At 71.5% G+C, this 21,283-nt stretch carries 19 protein-coding genes and 1 pseudogene; 10 read left to right on the forward strand and 10 right to left on the reverse strand.

What is annotated here, in order from left to right:
• Positions 1-61 precede the first annotated feature (61 nt).
• On the forward strand, positions 62-1,306 hold the full coding sequence (locus SCNRRL3882_RS36530; RefSeq protein WP_010037621.1) for a geranylgeranyl reductase family protein: 1,245 nt from the start codon (positions 62-64) through the stop codon (positions 1,304-1,306).
• On the opposite strand, the gene SCNRRL3882_RS36535 is transcribed toward SCNRRL3882_RS36530, so the two are convergent.
• Positions 1,290-1,739: a nitroreductase family deazaflavin-dependent oxidoreductase gene (locus SCNRRL3882_RS36535; protein ID WP_010037626.1), complete on the reverse strand. Its 450-nt coding sequence runs from the start codon at positions 1,737-1,739 to the stop codon at positions 1,290-1,292. The genes SCNRRL3882_RS36530 and SCNRRL3882_RS36535 overlap by 17 nt on opposite strands.
• Before the next feature lie 189 nt (positions 1,740-1,928).
• Between SCNRRL3882_RS36535 and SCNRRL3882_RS36540 the strand changes: the two genes are divergently transcribed.
• The 3 genes from SCNRRL3882_RS36540 (at position 1,929) to SCNRRL3882_RS36550 (ending at position 4,708) form a co-directional block, all read left to right on the forward strand.
• Entirely contained in the window at positions 1,929-2,654 is a 726-nt protein-coding gene (locus SCNRRL3882_RS36540) for a TetR/AcrR family transcriptional regulator (RefSeq protein WP_010037628.1), read from the forward strand.
• A 101-nt stretch (positions 2,655-2,755) separates the two neighbouring features.
• On the forward strand, positions 2,756-3,979 hold the full coding sequence (locus tag SCNRRL3882_RS36545; RefSeq protein WP_010037631.1) for a sensor histidine kinase: 1,224 nt from the start codon (positions 2,756-2,758) through the stop codon (positions 3,977-3,979).
• 63 nt (positions 3,980-4,042) lie between these two features.
• Positions 4,043-4,708, forward strand: coding sequence for a response regulator (locus SCNRRL3882_RS36550; protein WP_010037633.1), 666 nt, complete (start codon positions 4,043-4,045; stop codon positions 4,706-4,708).
• Here SCNRRL3882_RS36550 and SCNRRL3882_RS36555 read toward each other — a convergent pair.
• Together SCNRRL3882_RS36555 and SCNRRL3882_RS36560 are read right to left on the reverse strand one after the other, a co-directional pair.
• Positions 4,669-4,953: a DUF6332 family protein gene (locus SCNRRL3882_RS36555; RefSeq protein WP_029181009.1), complete on the reverse strand. Its 285-nt coding sequence runs from the start codon at positions 4,951-4,953 to the stop codon at positions 4,669-4,671. The two genes, SCNRRL3882_RS36550 and SCNRRL3882_RS36555, sit on opposite strands and share 40 nt — an antisense overlap.
• A gap of 69 nt (positions 4,954-5,022) precedes the next feature.
• Positions 5,023-6,522 carry an MFS transporter gene (locus tag SCNRRL3882_RS36560; protein WP_010037639.1) on the reverse strand — a complete coding sequence of 500 codons (1,500 nt, stop codon included), beginning with the start codon at positions 6,520-6,522 and terminating at the stop codon, positions 5,023-5,025.
• An 86-nt stretch (positions 6,523-6,608) separates the two neighbouring features.
• Here SCNRRL3882_RS36560 and SCNRRL3882_RS36565 point away from each other — a divergent pair, with 86 nt between their 5' ends.
• Positions 6,609-7,004 (forward strand): MarR family winged helix-turn-helix transcriptional regulator, encoded by a 396-nt coding sequence (locus SCNRRL3882_RS36565; RefSeq protein WP_010037642.1) that lies wholly within the window; start codon positions 6,609-6,611, stop codon positions 7,002-7,004.
• Positions 7,005-7,033: 29 nt separating this feature from the next.
• Here SCNRRL3882_RS36565 and SCNRRL3882_RS36570 read toward each other — a convergent pair whose 3' ends face one another.
• The 3 genes from SCNRRL3882_RS36570 to SCNRRL3882_RS36580 form a co-directional block, all read right to left on the reverse strand.
• Positions 7,034-7,762, reverse strand: coding sequence for a maleylpyruvate isomerase family mycothiol-dependent enzyme (locus tag SCNRRL3882_RS36570; protein WP_010037643.1), 729 nt, complete (start codon positions 7,760-7,762; stop codon positions 7,034-7,036).
• A 55-nt stretch (positions 7,763-7,817) separates the two neighbouring features.
• The gene (locus SCNRRL3882_RS36575) at positions 7,818-8,696 is read right to left on the reverse strand and encodes an SDR family oxidoreductase (protein WP_010037644.1); all 879 of its coding nucleotides are present in this window, start codon (positions 8,694-8,696) and stop codon (positions 7,818-7,820) included.
• A 121-nt stretch (positions 8,697-8,817) separates the two neighbouring features.
• Entirely contained in the window at positions 8,818-9,987 is a 1,170-nt protein-coding gene (locus tag SCNRRL3882_RS36580) for an MFS transporter (RefSeq protein WP_010037645.1), read from the reverse strand.
• A 121-nt stretch (positions 9,988-10,108) separates the two neighbouring features.
• Between SCNRRL3882_RS36580 and SCNRRL3882_RS36585 the strand changes: the two genes are divergently transcribed.
• Positions 10,109-11,587: a hypothetical protein gene (locus tag SCNRRL3882_RS36585; protein ID WP_010037647.1), complete on the forward strand. Its 1,479-nt coding sequence runs from the start codon at positions 10,109-10,111 to the stop codon at positions 11,585-11,587.
• A gap of 19 nt (positions 11,588-11,606) precedes the next feature.
• On the opposite strand, the gene SCNRRL3882_RS36590 is transcribed toward SCNRRL3882_RS36585, so the two are convergent.
• From SCNRRL3882_RS36590 to SCNRRL3882_RS36600, 3 genes are read right to left on the reverse strand one after another with little or no spacing between them, the layout of a single operon-like run.
• Complete coding sequence (locus SCNRRL3882_RS36590; protein ID WP_010037649.1) at positions 11,607-12,728, reverse strand: Gfo/Idh/MocA family protein; 1,122 nt, start codon at positions 12,726-12,728, stop codon at positions 11,607-11,609.
• Complete coding sequence (locus SCNRRL3882_RS36595; RefSeq protein WP_010037650.1) at positions 12,698-13,408, reverse strand: ThuA domain-containing protein; 711 nt, start codon at positions 13,406-13,408, stop codon at positions 12,698-12,700. The genes SCNRRL3882_RS36590 and SCNRRL3882_RS36595 overlap by 31 nt, the downstream gene beginning before the upstream one ends.
• 51 nt (positions 13,409-13,459) lie before the next feature.
• Entirely contained in the window at positions 13,460-14,320 is an 861-nt protein-coding gene (locus SCNRRL3882_RS36600) for a class I SAM-dependent methyltransferase (RefSeq protein ID WP_010037652.1), read from the reverse strand.
• Between the two features lie 75 nt (positions 14,321-14,395).
• Here SCNRRL3882_RS36600 and SCNRRL3882_RS36605 point away from each other — a divergent pair, with 75 nt between their 5' ends.
• The 4 genes from SCNRRL3882_RS36605 (at position 14,396) to SCNRRL3882_RS36625 (ending at position 20,690) form a co-directional block, all read left to right on the forward strand.
• Positions 14,396-14,827, forward strand: a complete 432-nt coding sequence (locus SCNRRL3882_RS36605) for a helix-turn-helix domain-containing protein (RefSeq protein ID WP_010037654.1) — start codon at positions 14,396-14,398, stop codon at positions 14,825-14,827.
• A 114-nt stretch (positions 14,828-14,941) separates the two neighbouring features.
• Complete coding sequence (locus tag SCNRRL3882_RS36610; protein ID WP_078602786.1) at positions 14,942-17,203, forward strand: ArnT family glycosyltransferase; 2,262 nt, start codon at positions 14,942-14,944, stop codon at positions 17,201-17,203.
• Between the two features lie 122 nt (positions 17,204-17,325).
• Positions 17,326-18,594, forward strand: a complete 1,269-nt coding sequence (locus SCNRRL3882_RS36615) for an MFS transporter (protein ID WP_029181010.1) — start codon at positions 17,326-17,328, stop codon at positions 18,592-18,594.
• 1,064 nt (positions 18,595-19,658) lie between these two features.
• The gene (locus SCNRRL3882_RS36625) at positions 19,659-20,690 is read left to right on the forward strand and encodes an acyltransferase family protein (protein ID WP_231911198.1); all 1,032 of its coding nucleotides are present in this window, start codon (positions 19,659-19,661) and stop codon (positions 20,688-20,690) included.
• 75 nt (positions 20,691-20,765) lie between these two features.
• Here SCNRRL3882_RS36625 and SCNRRL3882_RS42690 read toward each other — a convergent pair.
• Positions 20,766-20,987: pseudogene (locus tag SCNRRL3882_RS42690) on the reverse strand (transglycosylase domain-containing protein); the annotation flags it as partial.
• Positions 20,988-21,283: the final 296 nt, after the last annotated feature.

Here is a 21,283-nt window from a genome sequence, read left to right on the forward strand (position 1 = left end):
TCCGCCGTAGGATGCGGGAGACAGCAGGGGCAGGCGGCTTGATCGGGAGCAGTAGACCATCGTGAGCAGCGAGAACTCTTCGGCGGACGACGTGCGACAGGTGTGGGACGTCGTCGTGGTGGGCGCGGGACCCGCGGGCGCTTCGGCCGCGTACGCGGCGGCGGTCGCCGGCAGACGCGTGCTGTTGCTGGAGAAGGCGGAGCTGCCGCGGTACAAGACGTGCGGCGGCGGCATCATCGGCCCCTCGCGCGACGCCCTCCCGCCCGGCTTCGAGCTGCCGCTCAGGGACCGTGTGCACGCGGTGACGTTCTCGCACAACGGCCGCTTCACGCGCACCCGCCGGTCCAAGCAGATGCTGTTCGGGCTGATCAACCGGCCCGAGTTCGACCAGCAGCTCGTCGAGCACGCGCAGAAGGCGGGCGCCGAGCTGCGTACGGGTGTCACGGTCCAGCGGGTCGAGCAGCACGGCTCGGCGGTGCCCGACCGGCGCACGGTCGCCGTGATCCTCCAGGGTGGCGAGGTCCTGCTCGCGCGGGCCGTGGTCGGCGCGGACGGCAGCGCCAGCCGCATAGGGGCGCATGTCGGGGTCAAGGTCGACCAGGTGGATCTCGGCCTGGAGGTGGAGATCCCGGTGCCGGAGACCGTGGCCGAGGACTGGCAGGGGCGGGTGCTCATCGACTGGGGTCCCATGCCCGGCAGTTACGGCTGGGTCTTCCCCAAGGGCGACACCCTGACGGTCGGGGTGATCTCCGCGCGGGGCGAAGGCGCCGCGACCAAGCGGTACTTGGAGGAGTTCGTCGGGCGGCTGGGCCTCGCCGGCTTCGAACCGAGCATCTCCTCCGGGCACTTGACCCGCTGCCGGGCCGACGACTCGCCGCTCTCGCGCGGGCGGGTGCTGGTGTGCGGGGACGCGGCGGGGCTGCTGGAGCCGTGGACCCGGGAGGGCATCTCCTTCGCGCTGCGGTCCGGGCGGCTCGCGGGGGAGTGGGCGGTACGGATCGCCGAGGCGCACGACGCCGTGGACACGCGCCGGCAGGCCCTCAACTACGCGTTCGCGGTCAAGGCCGGGCTCGGTGTGGAGATGAGCGTCGGCAAGCGGCTGCTGGCCGTGTTCGAGCGCCGCCCCGGCCTGTTCCACGCCGCGGTGACGAGCTTCCGCCCGGCCTGGAGGGCGTTCAAGGAGATCACGCAGGGATCGACGTCGCTGGGCGAGATCGTCCGCACGTATCCGGTGGCCCAGAGGGCCCTGACCGCGCTGGACCGCCGTCCCGCCGCGACGGGCGACGAGGTCAGCCCGTCACAGTGATCTCGAAGACCGGGTGGTCGGGGGCGATCCGGCGCAGCTGGTCGTCCGGGGAGTCGGGACCGACGCCGTTGAAGAAGACCCCGACCTCCGCCTTCCAGCGCTTGAGGTAGGCGCGCAGGATCGGGGTCTTGTCGTCGTCGGCCACCTCGGCGGCGGTGAAGGCGTCCACGCGCTTGCCGAGGTGCAGTTCGCCGCCGCCCGCCGCGCGCATGTTGTGCGTCCACTGGACGTGGCCGCGGGGTGCGACCAGGTACTGCCGGCCGTCCAGGGTCAGCAGGTTGACCGGCGTGGTGCGCCACTGGCCGCTCTTGCGGCCGCGGACGGCGAGGACGCGGGAGCCCCAGACGCTGATGCCGCGGCGGGTCAGCCAGCTGACGAGCCGGTTGAAGACGTTGACGGTGAACCAGCCGGGCTTGCGGACGTGCGTGGACATGGGGTCCCCCCTGTTGGGTGTGGAGCGGTGCTCTCTTTTGTGAGCACTGCTCTCGCTCGGTGGTGCCAGTCTGCCCCAGGCCGACACCCCAAAGCAAGAGCACTGCTCTCATTTATGTTCACCGATCTCGTTCATGGGCACCGCTCACGTTTGTGTGCACTGCTCTGCTTTCATGGCACACTGCCCCGCATGAGCACCGCACACGGCGCCCGTGCCCGGGCCAGGATCGAAGTCACCGCGGCCATCAAGGACGAGGCCCGCAGACAGCTCGCGGCCGAGGGCGCCACCAGGCTCTCGCTGCGGGCCGTCGCCCGCGAGCTCGGCATGGTCTCCTCCGCGCTGTACCGCTACTTCCCCAGTCGTGACGACCTGCTGACCGCCCTCATCATCGACGCCTACGACTCCCTCGGCGAGGCCGCCGAGGCCGCCCACGACGCGGCCGCAGGCTCCGGCCCCCTGCAACGCTGGATCAGCGTGTGCGAGGCGGTGCGGCGCTGGGCGCTCGGCCATCCGCACGAGTACGCCCTCATCTACGGATCACCCGTCCCGGGCTACACCGCCCCCGACACCACCGTCCCGGCCGCCGCCCGCGTCGGTCTCCTGCTCATCGGCATCGTGCGCGACGCGTACCGCGGCCTCGGCCTGGCCCGGCCCTCGCTCCCGGCGGACCTGCGCCCGGAGGCCGAGCGGATGGCCGCCGACCTCGCGCCGGACCTCCCGCCCGAAGTGGTGACGGTGCTCGTCGCGGCCTGGGCCCAGCTGTACGGGCTGGTCGGGTTCGAACTGTTCGGGCAGTTCAACCGGGTGGTGGAGAACCGGGAGGCGTTCTTCCGGCACGCGGTGGGGCAACTCGCCCATGGGGTGGGGCTGGTGTATCCGCAGAACGGGCCTGCCGCCGAGAACCCGGTGTCCTGACGGACGCCCTACTTCCCGGACGTCGTACTTCCTCGGGAGTACGCGTGATCACCACGCCCGGGTGACGCCGCCGTGGGCCGGCGGCGTCTAGCGTGGCCGGTATGGACGAGCAGCGGGTGCGGGGCGGTCCGCCTCAGTGGTGGAGGCACGGGCCTCCCTGGTGGGACCGGTGGGGGGAGGGGGAGCGTGCGCCCCGGTGGCCCTGGCGGTCCACCGTCGCCGTCACGGTCTTCGTCCTGGTCGGCTCGAACTTCGCCGCTCATGGCCAGGAGGGCGAGCGGGCGGCCCTGGACCCCTTCGCGCGGGTGCTGCTGGTGGTGGCCGGGGCGCTGCTGCTGTGGCGCAGGCGGTATCCGGTGGCCGTGGTCTTCGGTACAGCGGGTGCCGTCATGCTCTACCTGGGGGCCGGGTATCCGTACGGGCCGGTGCTCTTCACCGTCGCGCTGGCGTGCTTCAGCGCGATCGTCGCCGGGCATCGCCGGGCGGCGTGGGCGGCGATGGGCACGCTCTGGGCCGGGCACGTCCTGGTGGCGCACTGGCTCTACCAGTGGTTGCCGCCGTCGGGGGACTCCGCCGTCTCCTGGGGCGAGGAGTTGGTGGTCGCCACCTGGGTGGTGGCGATCGCGGCGGTGTCGGAGCTGTTCCGGGTCCGGCGCGAGCAGTGGATCCGCGAGCGGACCGAGCGTGCCGAGGCCGCGCGGCGGCGGGCCGACGAGGAGCGGTTGCGGATCGCGCAGGAGCTGCACGACGTGCTCGCCCACAGCATCTCCGTGATCAATGTGCAGGCGGGGGTCGGCCTCGCGCTCCTCGACTCCGATCCCGAACAGGCCCGTACGGCGCTCACCACGATCAAGGCCCAGAGCAAGGAGGCGCTCGGCGAGGTGCGCCAGGTGCTCGACACACTGCGCGCGCCGGGTGACGCGCCGCGCGCCCCCGCGCCCGGGCTGGACCGGCTGCCCGAGCTGGTGGAGCAGGCGGCGAGCGCGGGTCTCACGGTGGACGTCGAGGGGGAGCTGCCCCGGCTCGCGCCCGGCACGGACCTCGCCGCCTTCCGGATCGTCCAGGAGGCCCTGACCAACGTCGTGCGGCACTCGGGCTCGCGGCACGCACGCGTGCACCTCGCGCACGACGCGGACGTGCTGCGGCTGCGCGTCGACGACGACGGGCCCGCGACCGGCGCGGAAGCGGGCGGCAGCGGCAACGGGCTGGCCGGTATGCGCGAGCGGGCCGCCGCGCTGGGTGGCACCATCGAGGCGGGACCGCGCCCGGACGGCGGTTTCCGGGTGCTCGCCGTACTGCCGCTGACGGCTTCCGCCGGCAAGTGAGCAGGAGACGGGCCGCAGAACCGCCTGCCGGAGACGAACCACAGAACCATCTGAGGAGGACCGGTGATCCGCGTACTGCTCGCCGACGACCAGTCACTGGTCCGGGCCGGGTTCCGGGCGCTGCTGGACGCGCAGCCCGACATCGAGGTGGCCGCGGAGGCCGCCGACGGGGAGGAGGCCGTGCGCGGGATCCGCGAACTGCGGCCCGACGTCGTCCTGATGGACATCCGCATGCCCGCGCTCGACGGCCTGGCCGCGACCCGCCGGGTCACCGAGGACCCGGACCTGAAGGACGTCAAGGTGGTCATGCTCACCACCTTCGAACTCGACGAGTACGTCTTCGAGGCGATCCGCTCGGGTGCCTCCGGCTTCCTGGTCAAGGACACCGAGCCGGACGAGCTCCTGCGCGCCGTACGGGCGGTGGTCGCGGGCGACGCGCTGCTCTCGCCGGGGGTGACGCGCCGCCTGATCGGCGAGTTCGCGGCCCGCTCCAAGGAGCCCGCGGCGGCCGACGCGCTGGCCGGGCTCACCGAGCGGGAACGGGAGGTGATGGCCCTGGTCGGCATCGGCCTGTCCAACGAGGAGATCGCCCGCCGCCTGGTCGTCAGCCCGCTCACCGCGAAGACCCACGTCAGCCGCACGATGGTGAAGCTTGGCGCCCGCGACCGGGCCCAACTGGTCGTGCTCGCCTACGAGTCCGGGCTGGTACGGCCGGGCTGGCTGGGCTGATCCGCCGAGCGGAACCGGACCAGCACACTGACGACCCGGGCGACGAACAGGACGGGAGTGAGCACCAGTCCGGTGTGCAGCAGCAGACTCTCCGGCGTGTCCGGGAGGTCGAAGAGCAGCGCGGGACCGGCCACGGCCCCGAAGACGACCGCCGCCGCGAAGGCCGCACTGCACAGCGCGTACCCGATCTCGACGGTCATCGCATCGCGTTCGGCCTGAGTGCGCCGTCCCCCGTGACTGGTCATACGGCGAGTCAAACAGCAGTGTGCCCGGCGGGCAAGGTGTCCCGCCGGGCACACTCGGAGGCGTTCCCCCTAGTCGCGCACGGCGACGCGCTCCGCCTCCTTCGGGGTGGCCTTGTCCTGCGGGGTGGACTTGGCGACCACGACGGACGGCTGTTCCCGCCGGGTCTTCAGGCCCGTGAGGGTGATCAGCAGGCCGGCGAGGGCGATGAGCGTCACGACCAGCAGTCCGGGCCGGTAGCTGTCGAGGACCGCCTGCGGGGAGGGATCGCCGCCCTCGGGGGAGTTCGCGGTCACCACCGCCGTCACCACGGCGAGGAAGATCGCGCCGCCCACCTGGACCGAGGTGTTGAGCAGGCCGGAGACCATGCCCTGCTCGTGCTCGTCGACGCCGTTGGTGGCCTGGACGTTGAGGGACGGGAAGGTCAGCGCGAAGCCGGAGCCGACCAGCAGCATCGTGGGCAGGATCACCGCCGCGTAGACCGGGTCGAGGTCGATGCGCAGGAACAGCACGTAGCCGGTCACCATCAGGGCGAAGCCCAGCACCATCAGCCGGGCCGTGCCGAACCGGTCGATGACGGCGCCCACCTTCGTCGCGGACAGGGCCACCAGCGCGCCCGCCGGCAGGAAGGCCAGGGCCGTGTGCAGCGCCGACCAGCCGAGCAGCTGCTGCATGTAAAGGGTCACCAGGAACTGGAAGCCGATGTAGCTGCCGACGAACGTCAACGCGCCCAGCTGGGCCCGCACTTGCGGCCCAGAACGCAGCACGCCGAGCCGGATCAGCGGGCTCGGGCTGCGCCGCTCGACGGCGACGAAGGCGGCCAGCAGGACGGCGACGGCGGCGAAGGACAGGATGGTCCGGGCCGATCCCCAGCCCACCTCGGGAGCCTCGACGACGGTGAAGACGAGCAGCAGCATCGAGGCGGTGCCGAGGACGGCGCCGGGGATGTCGTAGCCGCCCTTGCCGCGCTCGCGCTCGGTGCGCGGCAGCAGCTTCAGGCCCACGAGCAGGGCGATCAGCGCGATGGGAGCGGGCAGGAGCATCGTGAGCCGCCAGCTGGCCTCCGTGAGCAGGCCGGAGAAGACCAGGCCCATCGAGTAGCCCGTGGCGCCGCAGGTGGTGTAGATAGCCAGGGCGCGGTTGCGCAACGGGCCTTCGGGGAACGTCGTGGTGATGATCGACAGGCCGGCGGGGGCCGTGAAGGCCGCGCTCAGGCCCTTGACGAAGCGGCTGGCGATGAGCAGCGGTCCGGAGTCGACGAGACCGCCGAGCAGCGAGGCCAGTGCGAAGACGCCCAGCGCCACCAGGAAGACCTGGCGCCGGCCCAGCAGGTCGGCGGCGCGTCCGCCGAGGAGCAGCAGGCCCCCGTAGCCCAGGATGTAGCCGCTGACGATCCATTGCAGGGCCGAGGTCGACAGGCCGAGGTCGGCACCGATGGAGGGCAGCGCCACGCCGACCATGGACACGTCCAGGGCGTCCAGGAACATCGCGGCGCAGAGCACCAGCAGGGTGCCCCACAGCCGGGGAGTCCACCGTCCTTCGGACGTGGGAGAGGTGAGCGGAGAGGTCATGCCCGAGAGATTACATGCGTATGCATGAGATGCAAGCGCATTTAATTCAGGTGCAACAATCCCGGTTCTCTGTTACGGTGCGGCGCATGGCGGCGAAGCAGGCCGAGCAGGCGCTCGTGGAACAGTGGCGCGACATTCTGGCGCTGCATGCGCGCACACAGTGTGAACTCGACCGGGTTCTGCACGAACACGGCCTGTGCGCCAGCGACTTCGAGGTGCTCGACGTCCTCGCCGGATGCCGGGCGGCGAAGGGCACTCCCTCCTACCGCGTCCAGGAGATCTCCGAGCGGGTCCATCTCAGTCAGAGCGCGCTCTCGCGGCTGATCGCCCGGCTGGAGAAGGAAGGGCTCGTCGAGCGCTGCATGTGTCCCGAGGACCGGCGGGGCGTCCGCGTCGCTCTCACGGCGAAGGGGCGCTCGCTGCACGGTGAGCTGCTGCCCGTGCAGCGTGCGGTGCTGGCGCGGATGCTGGCGGACGGCTAGGGCCTCCCGAGCGACAGGCCCCGGCCCGGTCAGATCCCTGAGGTCTCCCGCCACAGCTCGGCGAGCGCCTGGTCGCCCGTGACCGACGGCAGAGGAGCCCGGTTCCACAGTGCCAGGTACAACTGCTCGGCCGGGCCGGACAGTTCGCACTCGGCGTCCCCGGACGCGCCCGGCGTGGTCACCGGCGGCTCGGGTGACAGCCGTACGGTCCACACCGCGCCGGTGTCGTCGGTGCGCACGTGCAGGACGCGCGGCTCGGGGGTGCGGACCCGGCTCCTGGCGCGGGCGTGGAAGCCGCGCAGCAGTTCGTCGATGCCGTCGGTCGCGAAGTCCGGGGTGACGGCGGTGACGCCGGTCCCGCGTGCGGACTCCGCGTCGACCCGGTGCACCGCCGTCTCGTGTGCCTGCCGCCGGGTCCAGAAGGCCAGCGCGGACGGCGCGGGCAGGAAGGACCAGCACTCCACATCCGGTGCGGCGGCGGCCAGCGTGCCGACGAGGCGGCGGTGGCTGTCGCGGTACCAGGCCACGAGCTCCGCGCCGTCTAGGTCCGGGGCGTCACCCAGTGGACGGCGCTCGGTGTACCGCTCGGTGACGTACGACGCGGCCCAGCGGTGCACCGCACCCGTGTGCCGCAGCAGATCGCGCACGTGCCACTCCGGGCACGTCGGCACCTTCGCGTCGGTCCCGGCCTCCTCGGCGGCCGCGGCCAGCAACCGGCCCTCTGTCTCCAGCGCTCGAAGGAACTCGGCGGTCTCCATGGCGCGAGTCTGCCGTATGGAGCGCACTCCAGGCCCCGGAATTTTCGCCGGGGCGCTACGGCAGCGGTGTGCCGCCCGTGGCGTTGACGATCTCGGCGGTGATGTACGACGCCTCCTGGGAGGCGAGGAAGACGTACGCCGGTGCCATCTCGGCGGGCTGTGCGGGCCGCCCGATGGGTGCCTGCTTGCCGAACTTCTGGGTGTCCGGCATCGTCGCCGGGATGAGCGGCGTCCACACCGGGCCGGGCGCCACGGCGTTGACGCGGATGCCCTTGTCGATCAGCATCTGCGCCAGCCCCTGCGTGAAGGTGACGATCGCGCCCTTGGTCGTCGCGTAGTCCAGCAGATGCGGACTGGGCTTGTAGGCCTGCACGGACGTGGAGTTGATGATGCTGCCGCCCTCCGGGATGTGCGGCAGGGCCAGCTTGCACAGCCAGAACATGCCGTACAGGTTGGTGCGCAGCACCCGGTCGAACTGCTCGGTGGAGATCGCCTCGATGCCCTCGGGCTGCGACATCTGGTACGCCGCGTTGTTCACCAGGACGTCGATCCTGCCGAACTCCGCGACGGCACGGTCGATCAGCGCCCGGCAGTTCTCCTCCTCCCGTACGTCGCAGGAGACGGGCACGGCACGCCGCCCGGCCTCCTCGACCAGGCGGGCGGTCTCGGCGGCGTCGTCCTTCTCGTCGTCCAGGTGGGTGAAGAGCACGTCGGCTCCCTCCCGGGCGAACGCCAGGGCGACCGCGCGGCCGATCCCGGAGTCCCCGCCGGTGATCAGGGCCTTGCGGTCGGCCAGCCGGCCGCTGCCCCGGTAGGACTCCTCACCGTGGTCCGGGGGCGGGTCCATGGGCCCGGTCCAGCCCGGGTGCGGCTGGTCCTGGGAGGGAAACTCCGGGGTGGGGTGCTGCTCGCCGGGGTGCTGTTGATCGGTCACGGGTCTGCCTCCTTGTCCATGGCGTACGGCCCGGTGATCACAACGGGCGAGGCCCCGGGTACCCCGATGCCGGGGTACGGATCACCTGGCTGTGGAAAGGTGGCGATGCCGTCGAGCCGGATCAGCGTGCTGCGGCGCGACGCGTCGCGAAACCGATGGCCGCTGCCACGGCGGCGAGGATCGCCACGCTGGTGAGCGCGGCCGGGAGGGAGAACCAGTCCGCCATGAACCCGATGGCGGGCGGCCCCATCAGCATGCCGCCGTAACCCAGTGTGGAGGCCGTGGCGACTCCGCTGGGGCCGGCGAGCGCGCCCGCGCGTTCCACGGCCACGGGGAAGAGGTTCGCGAGGCCGATGCCCGTGACCGCGTATCCCAGCAGGGCCGCCCACAGGGCGGGGGCGAGCGAGCCGAGCAGCATCCCGGCCGCCGCTGTTGCGCCACCCGCCACGACGGTCCGGGTCTGCCCCAGACGCTCCAGGAGCGTGGTGCCGGTCAGACGGCCCACCGTCATGGCGAGCGCGAAGCAGGAGTAGCCGAGGGCCGCGGCACCCGGCGAGGCGTCCAGGTCCTCTTCGAGGTGCAGGGCGCCCCAGTCGGCGAGTGCCCCCTCGCCGTACGCGGTGCAGCCGGCGATGAGACCGAAGACGAGCACCAGTCCCCGGGTGCGGCCGTCCAGGCGGCGCGGGGCGTCCTTTGCCGGCCGTTCCCGTTCCGTCGGCACCGGTGGCTCGTGCCGGAGCAGTGTGGGGGCCGCCACGGCGGTCACGAGCAGTCCGACGACGGTGAGCAGCAGCAGGTGCCGGGTGGGGGAGAGGGAACCCGCGACCAGGGCGCCCAGCCCCGCCCCGAGCATGCCGCCCAGGCTGAACGCGGCGTGGAAGCTCGGCATGATCGGCCGCCGCATCGCGGCCACGAGGTCCACGGCGGCGCTGTTGAAGGCGACGTTGATCCCGCCGTACGCGGCGCCGAAGACCAGCAGGACGAGGCCGAGCGCGAGGGCCGAGTGGGTCAGCGGGGGCAGGGCGACGCTGAGGGAGAGCAGGACGGCGCAGACGACCGTGACCCGGTGGTTGCCGTAGCGGCGGCACAGGCGGCCGGTGAGGATCATGGTGACGACGGCTCCGGCGGAGACGCCCAGGAGAGCGAGGCCCAGGGCGCTGGCGGAGGCGTCGGTCTGTTCCTTGATGGCGGGGATGCGGACCACCCAGCCGGCGAAGACGAAGCCGTCGAGGGCGAAGAAGACGGTGATCGCTGTGCGGAGTCCGGTGAGGGAGTTGCCGTTGCCCGGCACGGCACTGTGCGTTCGGGATTTGTTTATTTGCGGCACAAACTCAGGCTAGGTGGGTGCGGGCGCCACGACAAGGTGCGACGCTGGGACGAGAGTCATTCGCCGAGGGAACTCGGGAGCGTACATGGGACGTGACGTGCCGGCCCTGGTGTTCACGCGGGAGGACCGCCGTCGGTACCGGGCCAAGATGCACACCGACCTCGAAGTGCTGGCGCGGATGCTGCGCGAGTCCAGCTTCGAGAGCGAGCGGCCCCGGGTCGGGCTGGAGATCGAGCTCAACCTGGTGGACGACCACGGGCTGCCCGCGATGCGCAACACCGACGTGCTCCAGGCGATCGCCGACCCCGCCTGGTCGAGCGAGCTGGGCCGCTTCAACCTGGAGATCGACATCCCGCCGAGGGAGCTGACGACCGGCGGCCCCGGCGCCTGGGAGCAGACGATCCGGGACGCCCTGAACCACGCCGAGGACCGCGCCGCGGCCGTCGGCGCGCACCTGATCATGGTCGGCATCCTGCCCACCCTGGACGAGGCGGACGTCAGCGAGGCCGCCCTCTCCGGTGACCCGCGGTACCGGCTGCTCAACGAGCAGATCTTCGCGGCGCGGGGCGAGGACCTGCGGATCAGGGTCGACGGCGTGGAGCGCCTGTCGACGTACGCCGACACCATCACTCCCGAGGCCGCCTGCACCAGTACCCAGTTCCATCTCCAGGTCGCCCCCAAGCAGTTCGCGGACTACTGGAACGCGGCCCAGGCCATCGCGGGCGTGCAGATCGCCCTCGCGGCGAACTCGCCCTTCCTGTTCGGCAAGGAGCTGTGGCGCGAGACCCGCATCCCCCTGTTCGAGCAGGCCACCGACACCCGCCCCGAGGAGATCAAGGCCCAGGGCGTACGGCCACGGGTGTGGTTCGGGGAGCGCTGGATCACCAGCGTCTTCGATCTCTTCGAGGAGAACGTGCGCTACTTCCCGGCCCTGCTGCCGCTGTGCGAGGACGAGGACCCGCAGCAGGTGCTCGATCGCGGCGGCGCTCCGCAACTGGGCGAACTGACCCTGCACAACGGCACGATCTACCGCTGGAACCGCCCCGTCTACGCCGTCACCGAGAGCGGGCCGCATCTGCGCATCGAGAACCGGGTGCTGCCCGCCGGTCCCACCGTGGCCGACATCATCGCCAACGGCGCCTTCTACTACGGCCTCACCCGGGCCCTCGTCGACGAGGACCGGCCGGTGTGGACGCGCATGTCCTTCGCGGTCGCCGAGGAGAACATGCACACCGCGGCCCGCGACGGCATCGACGCCCGCCTGTACTGGCCCGGCGTGGGTGAAGTGCCGGTCACGGAACTGGTGTTGCGGCGTCTGCTGCCGCTGGCCCACCGGGGTCTGGAGCTGGCCGGCATGGACGCGGCCTGGCGCGAACCCCTGCTGGGCATCGTGGAGCAGCGCTGTGTCACCGCCCGCAACGGCGCCCTGTGGCAGGCGGAGACGGTCCATCATCTGGAGAAGGCCGGCGTCTCCGACCGGCGTGCGGCGCTGCGGCAGATGACCAGGACGTACATGGACTACATGCACATGAACGCACCCGCGCACACCTGGCCCGTGGACTGACCGCCGTGACATCGCCGGGTCACGCGGGGCTGGGGGCGGCCTGGCCTCCCCATTCCTCGGCGGCCGTCAGCGGGACGGCAGCGGGCGGCCGCGCCGAGGTCGTCAGCTCGATCCGCCGCCCCTCGGCCGACGAACGCAGCAACGCGGTCATCGTCTCCAGCACGTGCAGGGCGAGTTCGCCGTTCGCGCGCGGTGCCCGCTGCCCGTCGGCGGCGATGAAGTCGAGCAGCCCGACTCCGCGTGTCCCGTCGACGTAGCCCGCGGACGGCGGAAGCGTGCGCCACCGGGTGTCGCCGAGTCCGAAGAGCCGTACGTCGCCGTCGAAGCGGTTCGGATCCGGGACGGCGAGGGTCCCCGCCTCGCCGTGCACCTCGATCGGGGACGCCGTGGTGGCCACCCCGTCGAAGCTCGTCGTGATCGTCGTCAGCGTCCCGCCCACGTGCTCCAGCACACCGGAGACATGGCTGTCCACCTCCACCGGTATCCGCTCGCCCGTGCGCGGACCGGAACCGATGACCCGCTCGGCGCGCAGCCGGCTGGACGCCCCCGTCACGGCCCGCACCGGACCCAGCAGATGGATCAGGGACGCGAGGTAGTACGGCCCCATGTCCAGCAGGGGGCCGCCGCCCTCGGCGTAGTAGAAGTCGGGGTGCGGGTGCCAGCGTTCGTGGCCCGGTGTGACCATCACGGCCGAGGCGAACAGGGGGCGTCCGATGCGCCCCGCCGCCACGGCCGCCCGCGCCGTCTGGACCCCGGTGCCCAGCACGGTGTCCGGCGCGCACCCCACGCCGACACCCGCCCGAGCGGCGGCCGCCATGACGGCGTGGGCGTCGGCGAGCGTGGCGGCGAGCGGCTTCTCCCCGTAGACGTTCTTGCCGTGGCCGATGGCCCCGAGGGCGATCGCGGCGTGCGCCCCGGGGGTGGTGAGGTTCAGCACCGTGTCCACGTCCGGGCTGCTCAGCAGCTCCTCCACGGCCAGCGCCCGGACGCCGGGCAGTTCGGCGGCGACCGCTGCCGACCGGGCGGCGTCGAGGTCGGCGACCGCGGTCACCCGCACGGCGGAACGGCCGACGAGCGTGTCCAGGTACGCGCGGGAGATGACGCCGAGCCCTACGACGCCGATGCGGTGCGCGTCGCCCACAGCATGCCCCTCTCGATGATGGTGCGGACGTTGGGGTTCTCCAGCACGTCGACGCTGTGCCCCGGTGTCGTCACCACGATCCGCCCGGCGCCCCACCGGCGGGTCCAGACCGCCGGTGAGGTGACCGGCCGGTGCCAGGGCTCCCACGGCCGGGTGGGGTGCTTGGTGGTGGCCAGGACGTCGACGAGGTCGTCGTGGAGCACCCAGTACTGCTCGGTGTCCAGCTCGAAGTCCTCGATGCCCGCGGTGACGGGGTGCTCGCGGCCGGCCTCGGTGAGGGTGATGGTGTGCGGCAGGAAGTTGTCCTCCGGCCCGCCCCGGCGTTCGCACGGCTCCTTGCCCGGGTGCGTGGCGAACTGCCCTCCGACCAGGTGGAGATAGTCGGAGGAGGCGCGGAACGAGTCGGCGATGCCGCCGTGCCAGCCGGTGAACCCGGTACCGGCGACGACCGCGGAGCTCAGTCCCGCGAGCTGCTCGCGCGTGATCTCCGACATCGTCACGCACTGCACGATCAGGTCGGTGCCGGCCATCTCGGCCGCGTCGGCGTAGACGTCGGTCGACTCCTCGACCCGGACGGCGTATCCGTTGCTCCGCAGGAAGGGCAGGAACAGTTCCGTCGCCTCGACCGGCTGGTGCCCCTCCCAGCCGCCCCGGACCACCAGTGCTCTCTTCTGCGTCATCGTGATCTCACTATGCGGCGGGCGCCCGCGCTCACGAAAGGGGGCCGGGCGTCACGAAAATTTCGCTGTCGAGGCTCGGGCGCCGACCGTCCAACAGGCCGCGGTGAAGCGGACTTCCGAGCCGTGCACGAAGGGATCGAAGGCGGCACGGACCGTCTCGACGACCCGGGCGCGGGTCTTCTCGTCCACCTCGGGCAGGTACATGCCGAGCGCACCGAGCCGGGTGAAGTAGCGGACCAGTTCCTTCTCGGGCAGGGTGCAGACCACGTCGACCGGCCGGATGTCGATCGCGGCCCAGCCGCTCTCCGTCAGGATGCGCCGGACCTTGTCCGGGTCCGCGAAGGCGAACTGTCCCGGCTCGTCCGGCCTGGGGACGGGCAGCTCCGGGAGCAGGGGTGCCGCGGCGCGCTGGGCCGTCGTCATGAACGGGTTCTCGGACGGATCGCGCCAGACGACGAACCGGAGCGCGGCCTCGTCCCGGGCGGCGCGCCGGAGGTTGGCGAAGGCCCGTACGGAATCGCGGAAGAACATGACGCCGAACCGCGAGATGACGGCGTCGAAGGTGCCGGGATCGAAGGCGTGGTCCTGCGCGTCGTCGCAGATGAAGGACGCCGGTACGGCCTCCTGTTCGGCGTACTCCCGGGCGGTGGAGATCATCGGTTCCGAGATGTCGATGCCGACACAGCGGCCGGCCGGGCCGAGGCGTCGCGCGACGGCCAGCGTGATGCCGCCCGTGCCGCAGCCCACCTCGAGTACCTGCCTCGCCTGTTCGGCCGCGACGGCATCGACGAGGAGCTCCTCGAAGGGCCGGAACATCTCGTCCAGCACCCCCTTCAGATCACCCCAGGCGTGACCGGCGCGCCCCTTCCAGCGTGCTGCCTGCTCGTCGCCGGCCCTGCGCGCAGCGTCCATGAGTCTCTCCTTCTGGTTGCCTTCGGCGTACCGGGATGACAGCGTTCTACTTCAAGTCGACTTGAGGTCAAGGCAATGACAGAGCTGGACATCGCCGAAGTGGCGCACCGTGCCGGGGTTCCGGCCTCCACACTGCGCTATTACGAGGAGAAGGGGCTGATCTCCTCGACGGGCCGGCGGGGCCTGCGCCGGCAGTACGACCCCGGCGTACTGGAGCGGCTGGCGCTGATAGCGCTGGGGCGAACGGCCGGGTTCTCGCTCGACGAGATCGCGCACATGTTCGCGCCGGACGGACGGCCGCGGATCGACCGGCAGAGGCTGGCGGCCAAGGCGGACGAACTCGACCAGAGGATCCGTGAACTGGGTGTCCTGCGTGACTCCCTGCGGCATGCCGCCGCGTGCCCGGCGCCGAGCCACCTGGAGTGCCCCACGTTCCGCCGTCTTCTCGACGCCGCGGCGTCCGGAGCTGTCGCGCCGCCGAGGAAACGGGCTCCGAAACCACCGTGAAACCCCTGGCGCAGACCATGCGTATTTCAAGAATCATCCTGAATCTCATGAGAATTCTCTTGAACAGGGTTCGTACGGCATAACCGGCCGACGCGGTGCCGAAGACTGTTCTCCATGGCTACGACAGTGCTCGCCGCAACACCCCCTTCCGGTACCGGACGTCGCCCTCCCTGGAGATCCCCTGAGGGTGAACCCGGTTATGCACGCCCAGCGCTGATCGTCGTCACCGTGCTCGCCGCCGTGCTCTACGCATGGGGGATCAACCACAGCGAGTACCACACCTTCTACGCGAACGCCGTCCGCAGCATGACCGAGAGCTGGAAGGCCTTTTTCTACGGCTCATTCGACCCCGGAAACTCCATCACGCTCGACAAATTGCCGGGATTCCTGTGGCCCCAGGCGCTCTCGGCCCGGATCTTCGGGTTCCACCCGTGGGCACTGACCCTGCCCCAGGTCCTCGAGGGCGTGGCGAGCGTGCTGGTGCTGTATCGGGCGGTGCGCCGCTGGGCCGGTGTCAACGCGGCACTGGTCGCCGCCACGGCGTTCCTGCTGACGCCGGTGGCCGTGGGGCTCTTCCGCACCGCGGTCGAGGACCCCGCCTTCACCCTCTGCATGCTGCTGGCGGCCGACGCCACCCAACGCGCCGCCCAGAGCGGCCGGCTGCGCCCGCTGCTGCTCGCCGGTGTGTGGGTGGGCCTCGGCTTCCAGGCCAAGATGCTGGAGGCGTGGGCGGTGCTGCCCGCGCTCGCCCTGGTCCACCTCCTGTCGGCGCCGCTCCCGCTGCGCAGGCGGCTGGTGCACCTCGGCGTGTCCACCCTGGTCATGACCGCCGTCTCGGCGTCCTGGATCCTCGCGGTCACCCTGACCCCGGCCCAGGACCGGCCCTATGTGGACGGCACCACCGACAACTCCGCGGTCAGCATGGTGGTCGGCTACAACTTCCTGAACCGGTTCTCCTCGCTCGGCATCAGCGCGGCCTCCACGGGCAGCGTGAGCGCGACGCAAGGAGGGGGAGCCGGAGGGGCGGGCAGCGGCGGCGGCCGGTACGGCGGCAGCGGAGACCGTGAGGACCACGGCGGCAGGTCCGACGTCCCGAAGGCATGGGCCGGAGCGCAGCGGGCCGGTGAGGGTGGCGGTCGCGGCGGATGGGGCGGTGGCCAGGACGGCTGGTCGAAGATGTTCGGCGCGTCGCTCGCCTCGCAGACCGGCTGGCTCTACCCGATCGCCGCCGTCGCCGTCGTGTGCGGACTGCTCTGGCGCCGGGGCACACCGCGCACCGACCGGATCCGCTCCGGATTCGTCCTGTGGGGCACCTGGCTGGCCACGTACTTCCTTGTCTTCAGCGCGGGCAGCGTCGGCGGCCACACGTACTACATGGGCATCGTCGCGGTACCGCTCGCCGCGCTCACCGGTGCTGGGATCGCACTGCTGTGGGGCGCCTACCGGGCAGGCGGCCGCCGTGCCTGGGTGCTGCCCGGCGCGGTGGCCGCCACGGCGGCGTGGAGTGCGTATCTCGCCGCCGCGTTCCCGTCGTTCCTGCCGTGGCTGGCGCCCGCGGTGGGTGTGCTCGGTCTCGCCGCCCTCGTCCTGTTGGCGCGGGCCCGTCCCGGACGCGCTCCGACCGTGGGGCGGCTCGCCCTCGCCGGGCTCGCGGCGTCCCTCGCGGCGGTCCTGATCGCGCCGAGCGCGTGGGCCGTGCAGGTCTTCAACCCCGCCTACGGCAGCACCGGTATGGGCTCGGTCGGTCCCTCCGGCAGGAGCGGCGGGCAGGGCCTGGTGCGGTCGGCGGCGGTGCGGACGGGCCGACTGCCCTGGGGCGGCGGGACGGGGCGCGGCTATCAGGCGACGTTCGGCAACAGGGCGACCGCCGACCACCAGGCCACCCGTGGGGGCACGGACGGCTTCGGCGGCATGCCCGGCACGGGTGGCACGCGTGGCACCGGCGGGTTCGGCGGGTTCGGCGGGTTCGGCCTGAACGGCCGACTCACCGCGTCCCAGCGCGAGTTGCTCGACTACACCACCGCGCGCCAGGACTCGGCCGCATACGTCTTCGCCACCACCAGCTGGAGCACCGCCTCCCCGTACATCCTCGCCACCGGCGCTCACGTCCTGCCGCTCGGCGGCTTCAGCGGCAGCGTGCCCTTCCCGACCGAGGCGGGGTTCCGGCACCTGGTCGACGCCGGCAAGCTCCGGTTCGTACTGCTGGGCGGCGGCCGAGGCACGCGCGCCGTGTTCGGCGGTGGCAAGGGGACGACGGACGCCGACCGGATCACCGACTGGGTCCAGTCCGCCTGCACGCGCGTGCCGGCCTCCGCCTACGGCGGCACGGACTCCGCCACGGCCCCGACGCTGTACCGCTGCGCCCCCGGCGACTGACAGGGCCGAATCGAAAAGGCGGCGTCGCCACTTGGTCCAATCCTGGACCGCGCTTTGCTCATTTTCCGTTGTCCACTCCGCAGTCCGAGCCTAACCTCGGCTGCGAACTGCGGGAGGCCGTAATGCTGACGACCGTCAGAGAACAGGCAACGGGTCTTACCAAGGACCAGCGAAACGCCTTTGTCGCCGCCTATTTGGGCTGGATGATGGACGCGTTCGACTATTTCCTGGTAGTCCTCGTCTACAGCGAGATAGCCGACGATTTTCACGTCTCTCTCACCGATATGGCCTTCCTGACCACGGCGACGCTGGTGATGCGGCCGGTCGGTGCGCTGCTGTTCGGTATGTGGGCGGATCGCCGTGGCCGCCGCATACCGCTCATGGTCGACGTCGTCTTCTACTCGGTCGTAGGTTTCGCGTGTGCCTTCGCCCCCAACTACGCCGTGTTGCTGGTGCTGCGGCTGCTGTACGGCATCGGGATGGGCGGCGAGTGGGGCCTGGGCGCGGCGCTCGCCATGGAGAAGATCCCGGCCGCCAGGCGCGGCTTCTGGTCGGGCCTGCTGCAGAGCGGCTACTCGCTGGGCTATCTGCTGGCCGCCGTGGCCTTCTTCGTCGTCGAGCCCGTATTCGGCTGGCGGGGACTGTTCGCGTTCAGCCTGCTGCCCGCCCTGGTGTCGCTGTGGGTGCGCAGCCGGGTGAAGGAGAGCGAGGTGTGGGAGAAGAGCGTCCAGCTCAACCGCACCCCGGCGTACAAGGTGTTCAAGGACCCCGCGGTGCTGCGGCGCTTCGTCTACCTGGTCGCGCTGATGACCGCGTTCAACTGGATGTCGCACGGCACCCAGGACATCTACCCGACCTTCGTCAAGAAGGGCCTGGGCCTGTCGGCGAACACCTCGATCGCGATCGCCGTGGTCTACAACATCGGCGCCATCATCGGTGGTGTGGTGCTGGGCGCGTACTCCGAGCGGCTGGGCCGCCGCCGCACGATCATGATCGCGGCGGCGGGTGGCCTGGTCGTGGTGCCGTTCTTCGTCCTGTCCAGCACCACCGGCTGGTTGATGCTCTCGTCCTTCCTGATGCAGGTGTGCGTACAGGGAGCCTGGGGCGTCATCCCGGCCCATCTGACCGAGATGAGCCCGGACGCCGTCAGGGGCTTCTACCCGGGCGTCACGTACCAGCTCGGCAACCTGATCGCCGCGCTCAACCTGCCGATCCAGGAGGCCCTCGCCGAGCGCCACGGGTACCCGTCGGCGATGGCGTGGACCGTCGTGCCCACCCTGGCCGTGGTGATCGTGCTGAGCGCGATCGGCAAGGAGGCCAAGGGCATCCGCTTCGGAAGCAGCGGTCCGCAGGCCCCGAGCACGGCGGCGACGAGCACGGCCCAGCCCTGACGGGCAGCACGCGGCTCACGCCGGGCGAGGCCCCGCCACCGCGCAAGCTCCTGGGCCCCCGGGCAGTTTTGTTCGGATCACCGGGCGGACCAGCACCGCTCGAGGGTGTTGCGCTGCTTGTGGGTCTCGCGGTCGAAGGCCGGGGTCTGCTGCCTCGGCTGCCCCGACGGAGCCGGTGGCTCCGCTGTGGGGCGTCCTCGCCGATGGGGAACGCGTAGGCGGGCCATGACGTCGGTGAGGCAGGTGCGTCGCCGGCCTGTCCGGCGGTGATGCAGCGGGCATCGGCAGCGAGGCGGATCCATGTGGTCAGTCCGCCGCGGGACCGACCGATGGCGTGGTCGTCCGGTTCGCCGGCCGGGGCCCTCTGCAGGCCCCGGCCGCGTGCTGGTGGGCCTCGTGGAGTCGACGGAGGCCCGCCCGGTTGAAGTCCTCCTCCGCATCGGCTTGGGCCACCAGCGTGGTGAACACCCGCTCCCGGATGCCATCGACGGCCCACATCCGCCGCCGGTTGTAGACACCCCGCCAGTTGCCGTACTTCTCCGTCAGGTGGACCCACTGCGTCCACCTGACGGTCGCGGCGCCGGAGGGCGGGCTGCTGGCCTGAGACGCCCTCCCCCGGGTGTCTCACGCCGTCGGTAGGCTCAGCATCCGGTACGCCGATTCCGGGGAACGCTCATCACAGCGCACCTAGCCGGCAATACAGCACCAGCGAAAGCTGGCCGAGTTTTTGACGACTTCTTTTGCCGCTTATTCCGTTCCCTCGACAGGAGGGTGGTCTCCTGTTGGATAACGTGGGCCCGAGCCATGGCCGGAAATCAGAGGCCCGGGGTTCCTGATTCGCCCCACATCACGCCACGCCGATGTGATGCTCCCCACGAGCCCCGAATGAAAGAGGGCGATCGGGCAAGGCTCACGTTCATGTCTCATATGCACACCCCTCGGCGGGGGACGTGACGGCGGCCGCGACCGGGGCGACCGGGACCCTGCCCGCCGCAGCGAACACGGCCGGGGCCGCCCCCACGACTCCGGTGCCCTCCCTGCCGTCACTCACGGGACTGCGATGGATGGCCGCGCTGCTGGTCTTCGGGCTGCACGTACGCAATCTCGGCTACTTCGGGGGCACCGGCCAGCACATCGCGACGTGGGGGTTCGGGGCCGGGGCCACCGGGGTGTCGTTCTTCTTCATCCTCTCGGGCTTCGTCCTGATGTGGTCCGCACGGCCCGGTGACCGCGCGCCGGCGTTCTGGTGGCGGCGCATCGCCCGGATCTACCCGGTCCACCTCGCCACCGCCGCGGTCGCGCTGCTCATGGGACTCACCCTGGCCCGTCAGACGGAGCCCACGCCGGCCCAGGCACTGGCCAATGTGCTGCTGCTGCACTCCTGGTGGCGCCCTTGGTGGCAGACGCTGGACCCCGTCAGCTGGTCGCTGGCCTGCGAGGCCTTCTTCTACGCCGTCTTCCCGCTGCTGGCGCTCCCGCTGCGCCGCATGGGCGCCCGGGGGTCCGCCGCCCTGGCCGGGGCGTCGGTGCTGGCCGTGCTGGTCCTGGCCTGGGCGGACGCGCAGCACTGGCTGGGCCAGCCGCTCTACTCCTTCCCCGCGGCCCGCCTGCCCGAGTTCGTCCTCGGTGCCGCTGTCGCCCGTATGGTGCTGCTCGGCCGGTGGCGCGGGCCCGGCCTGGAGGCCTCGCTCGCGGTGGCGATCATCGGCTACTTCCTCGTCCCCCACGTCCCCGGCGGATACCCGGCCGCAACCTGCACCATCATGGGATTCGCCCTGCTCATCCCGGCGGCGGCCGTCGCCGACCTGCGGGGCCTTCCCTCGCTGTGGCGGCACCGAAGGCTGGTGCGGCTGGGTGAACTCTCCTTCGCCTTCTACATGATTCACCTGCTTGTCCTGCGGATGGGCACCGACCTGCTCGGCACATCCCCGCATCTCGGCGTGCTGCCGGCGCTGACCGCCACGGCCGTCGCGTTCACCGTGGCGCTGGGGCTGTCCTGGGCCTTGTACGAGGGTGTGGAATGCCCTGCCAGACGACTGCTGCTGCGCGGCACCCGTTTCACAGCGGGAGACTCCGGCGTCGGGCCGGCCGACTGAACCGCCGAAGGGCCCCGCCTCAGACGCCCAACGGCGGGGGGGGGGGGGAGGGGGTGGAGGGCAGTCCTGGCCGAAGTACGCGGTCGACAGGTACATCCGCAGGATCTCGCTCTTGGGATAGGCGTGAGCGAGCTTGACGGCCAGCGCGACCTGCTCCAGCTGGTCGCGGCGGGTGCGTTGCCCGTAGGTGTAGAGCATCCTCGCGAGTTGCTGCACGAGGGTGGCTCCTCCTGCGTCGCCTCCGTGGCCGCGTGCCCACTCCACCAGGGCGCGCAGCACACCGACAGGGTCGATGCCGGGGTTGTGCCAGCAAACGCGCGTCCTCTGTGGCCACCAGCGCCGCGGCGACCTTCGGGGGCGTGGGGGCGTCGGTGTCGCTCACTGCGTGGGCGACGGGTTGCGCGCGCACCCGGGCCTCCGCGTCGGCCACCCCGGGTGTGGCTGCCAGGAGGACACCTCCCACGGCCGCGAGCACCATGACCGCGCTGAGGCCGAGGCCGCACACCCGGGGTGAGGAGACGGCGCAGCCACCAGGGCAGCGGGCGCCGGTGTACGAGCCGGTCGAACGCGGTACGCAACGGAAGACGGAGCGG

The organism is Streptomyces chartreusis NRRL 3882 (assembly GCF_900236475.1).
GTDB lineage: Bacteria > Actinomycetota > Actinomycetes > Streptomycetales > Streptomycetaceae > Streptomyces > Streptomyces chartreusis_D.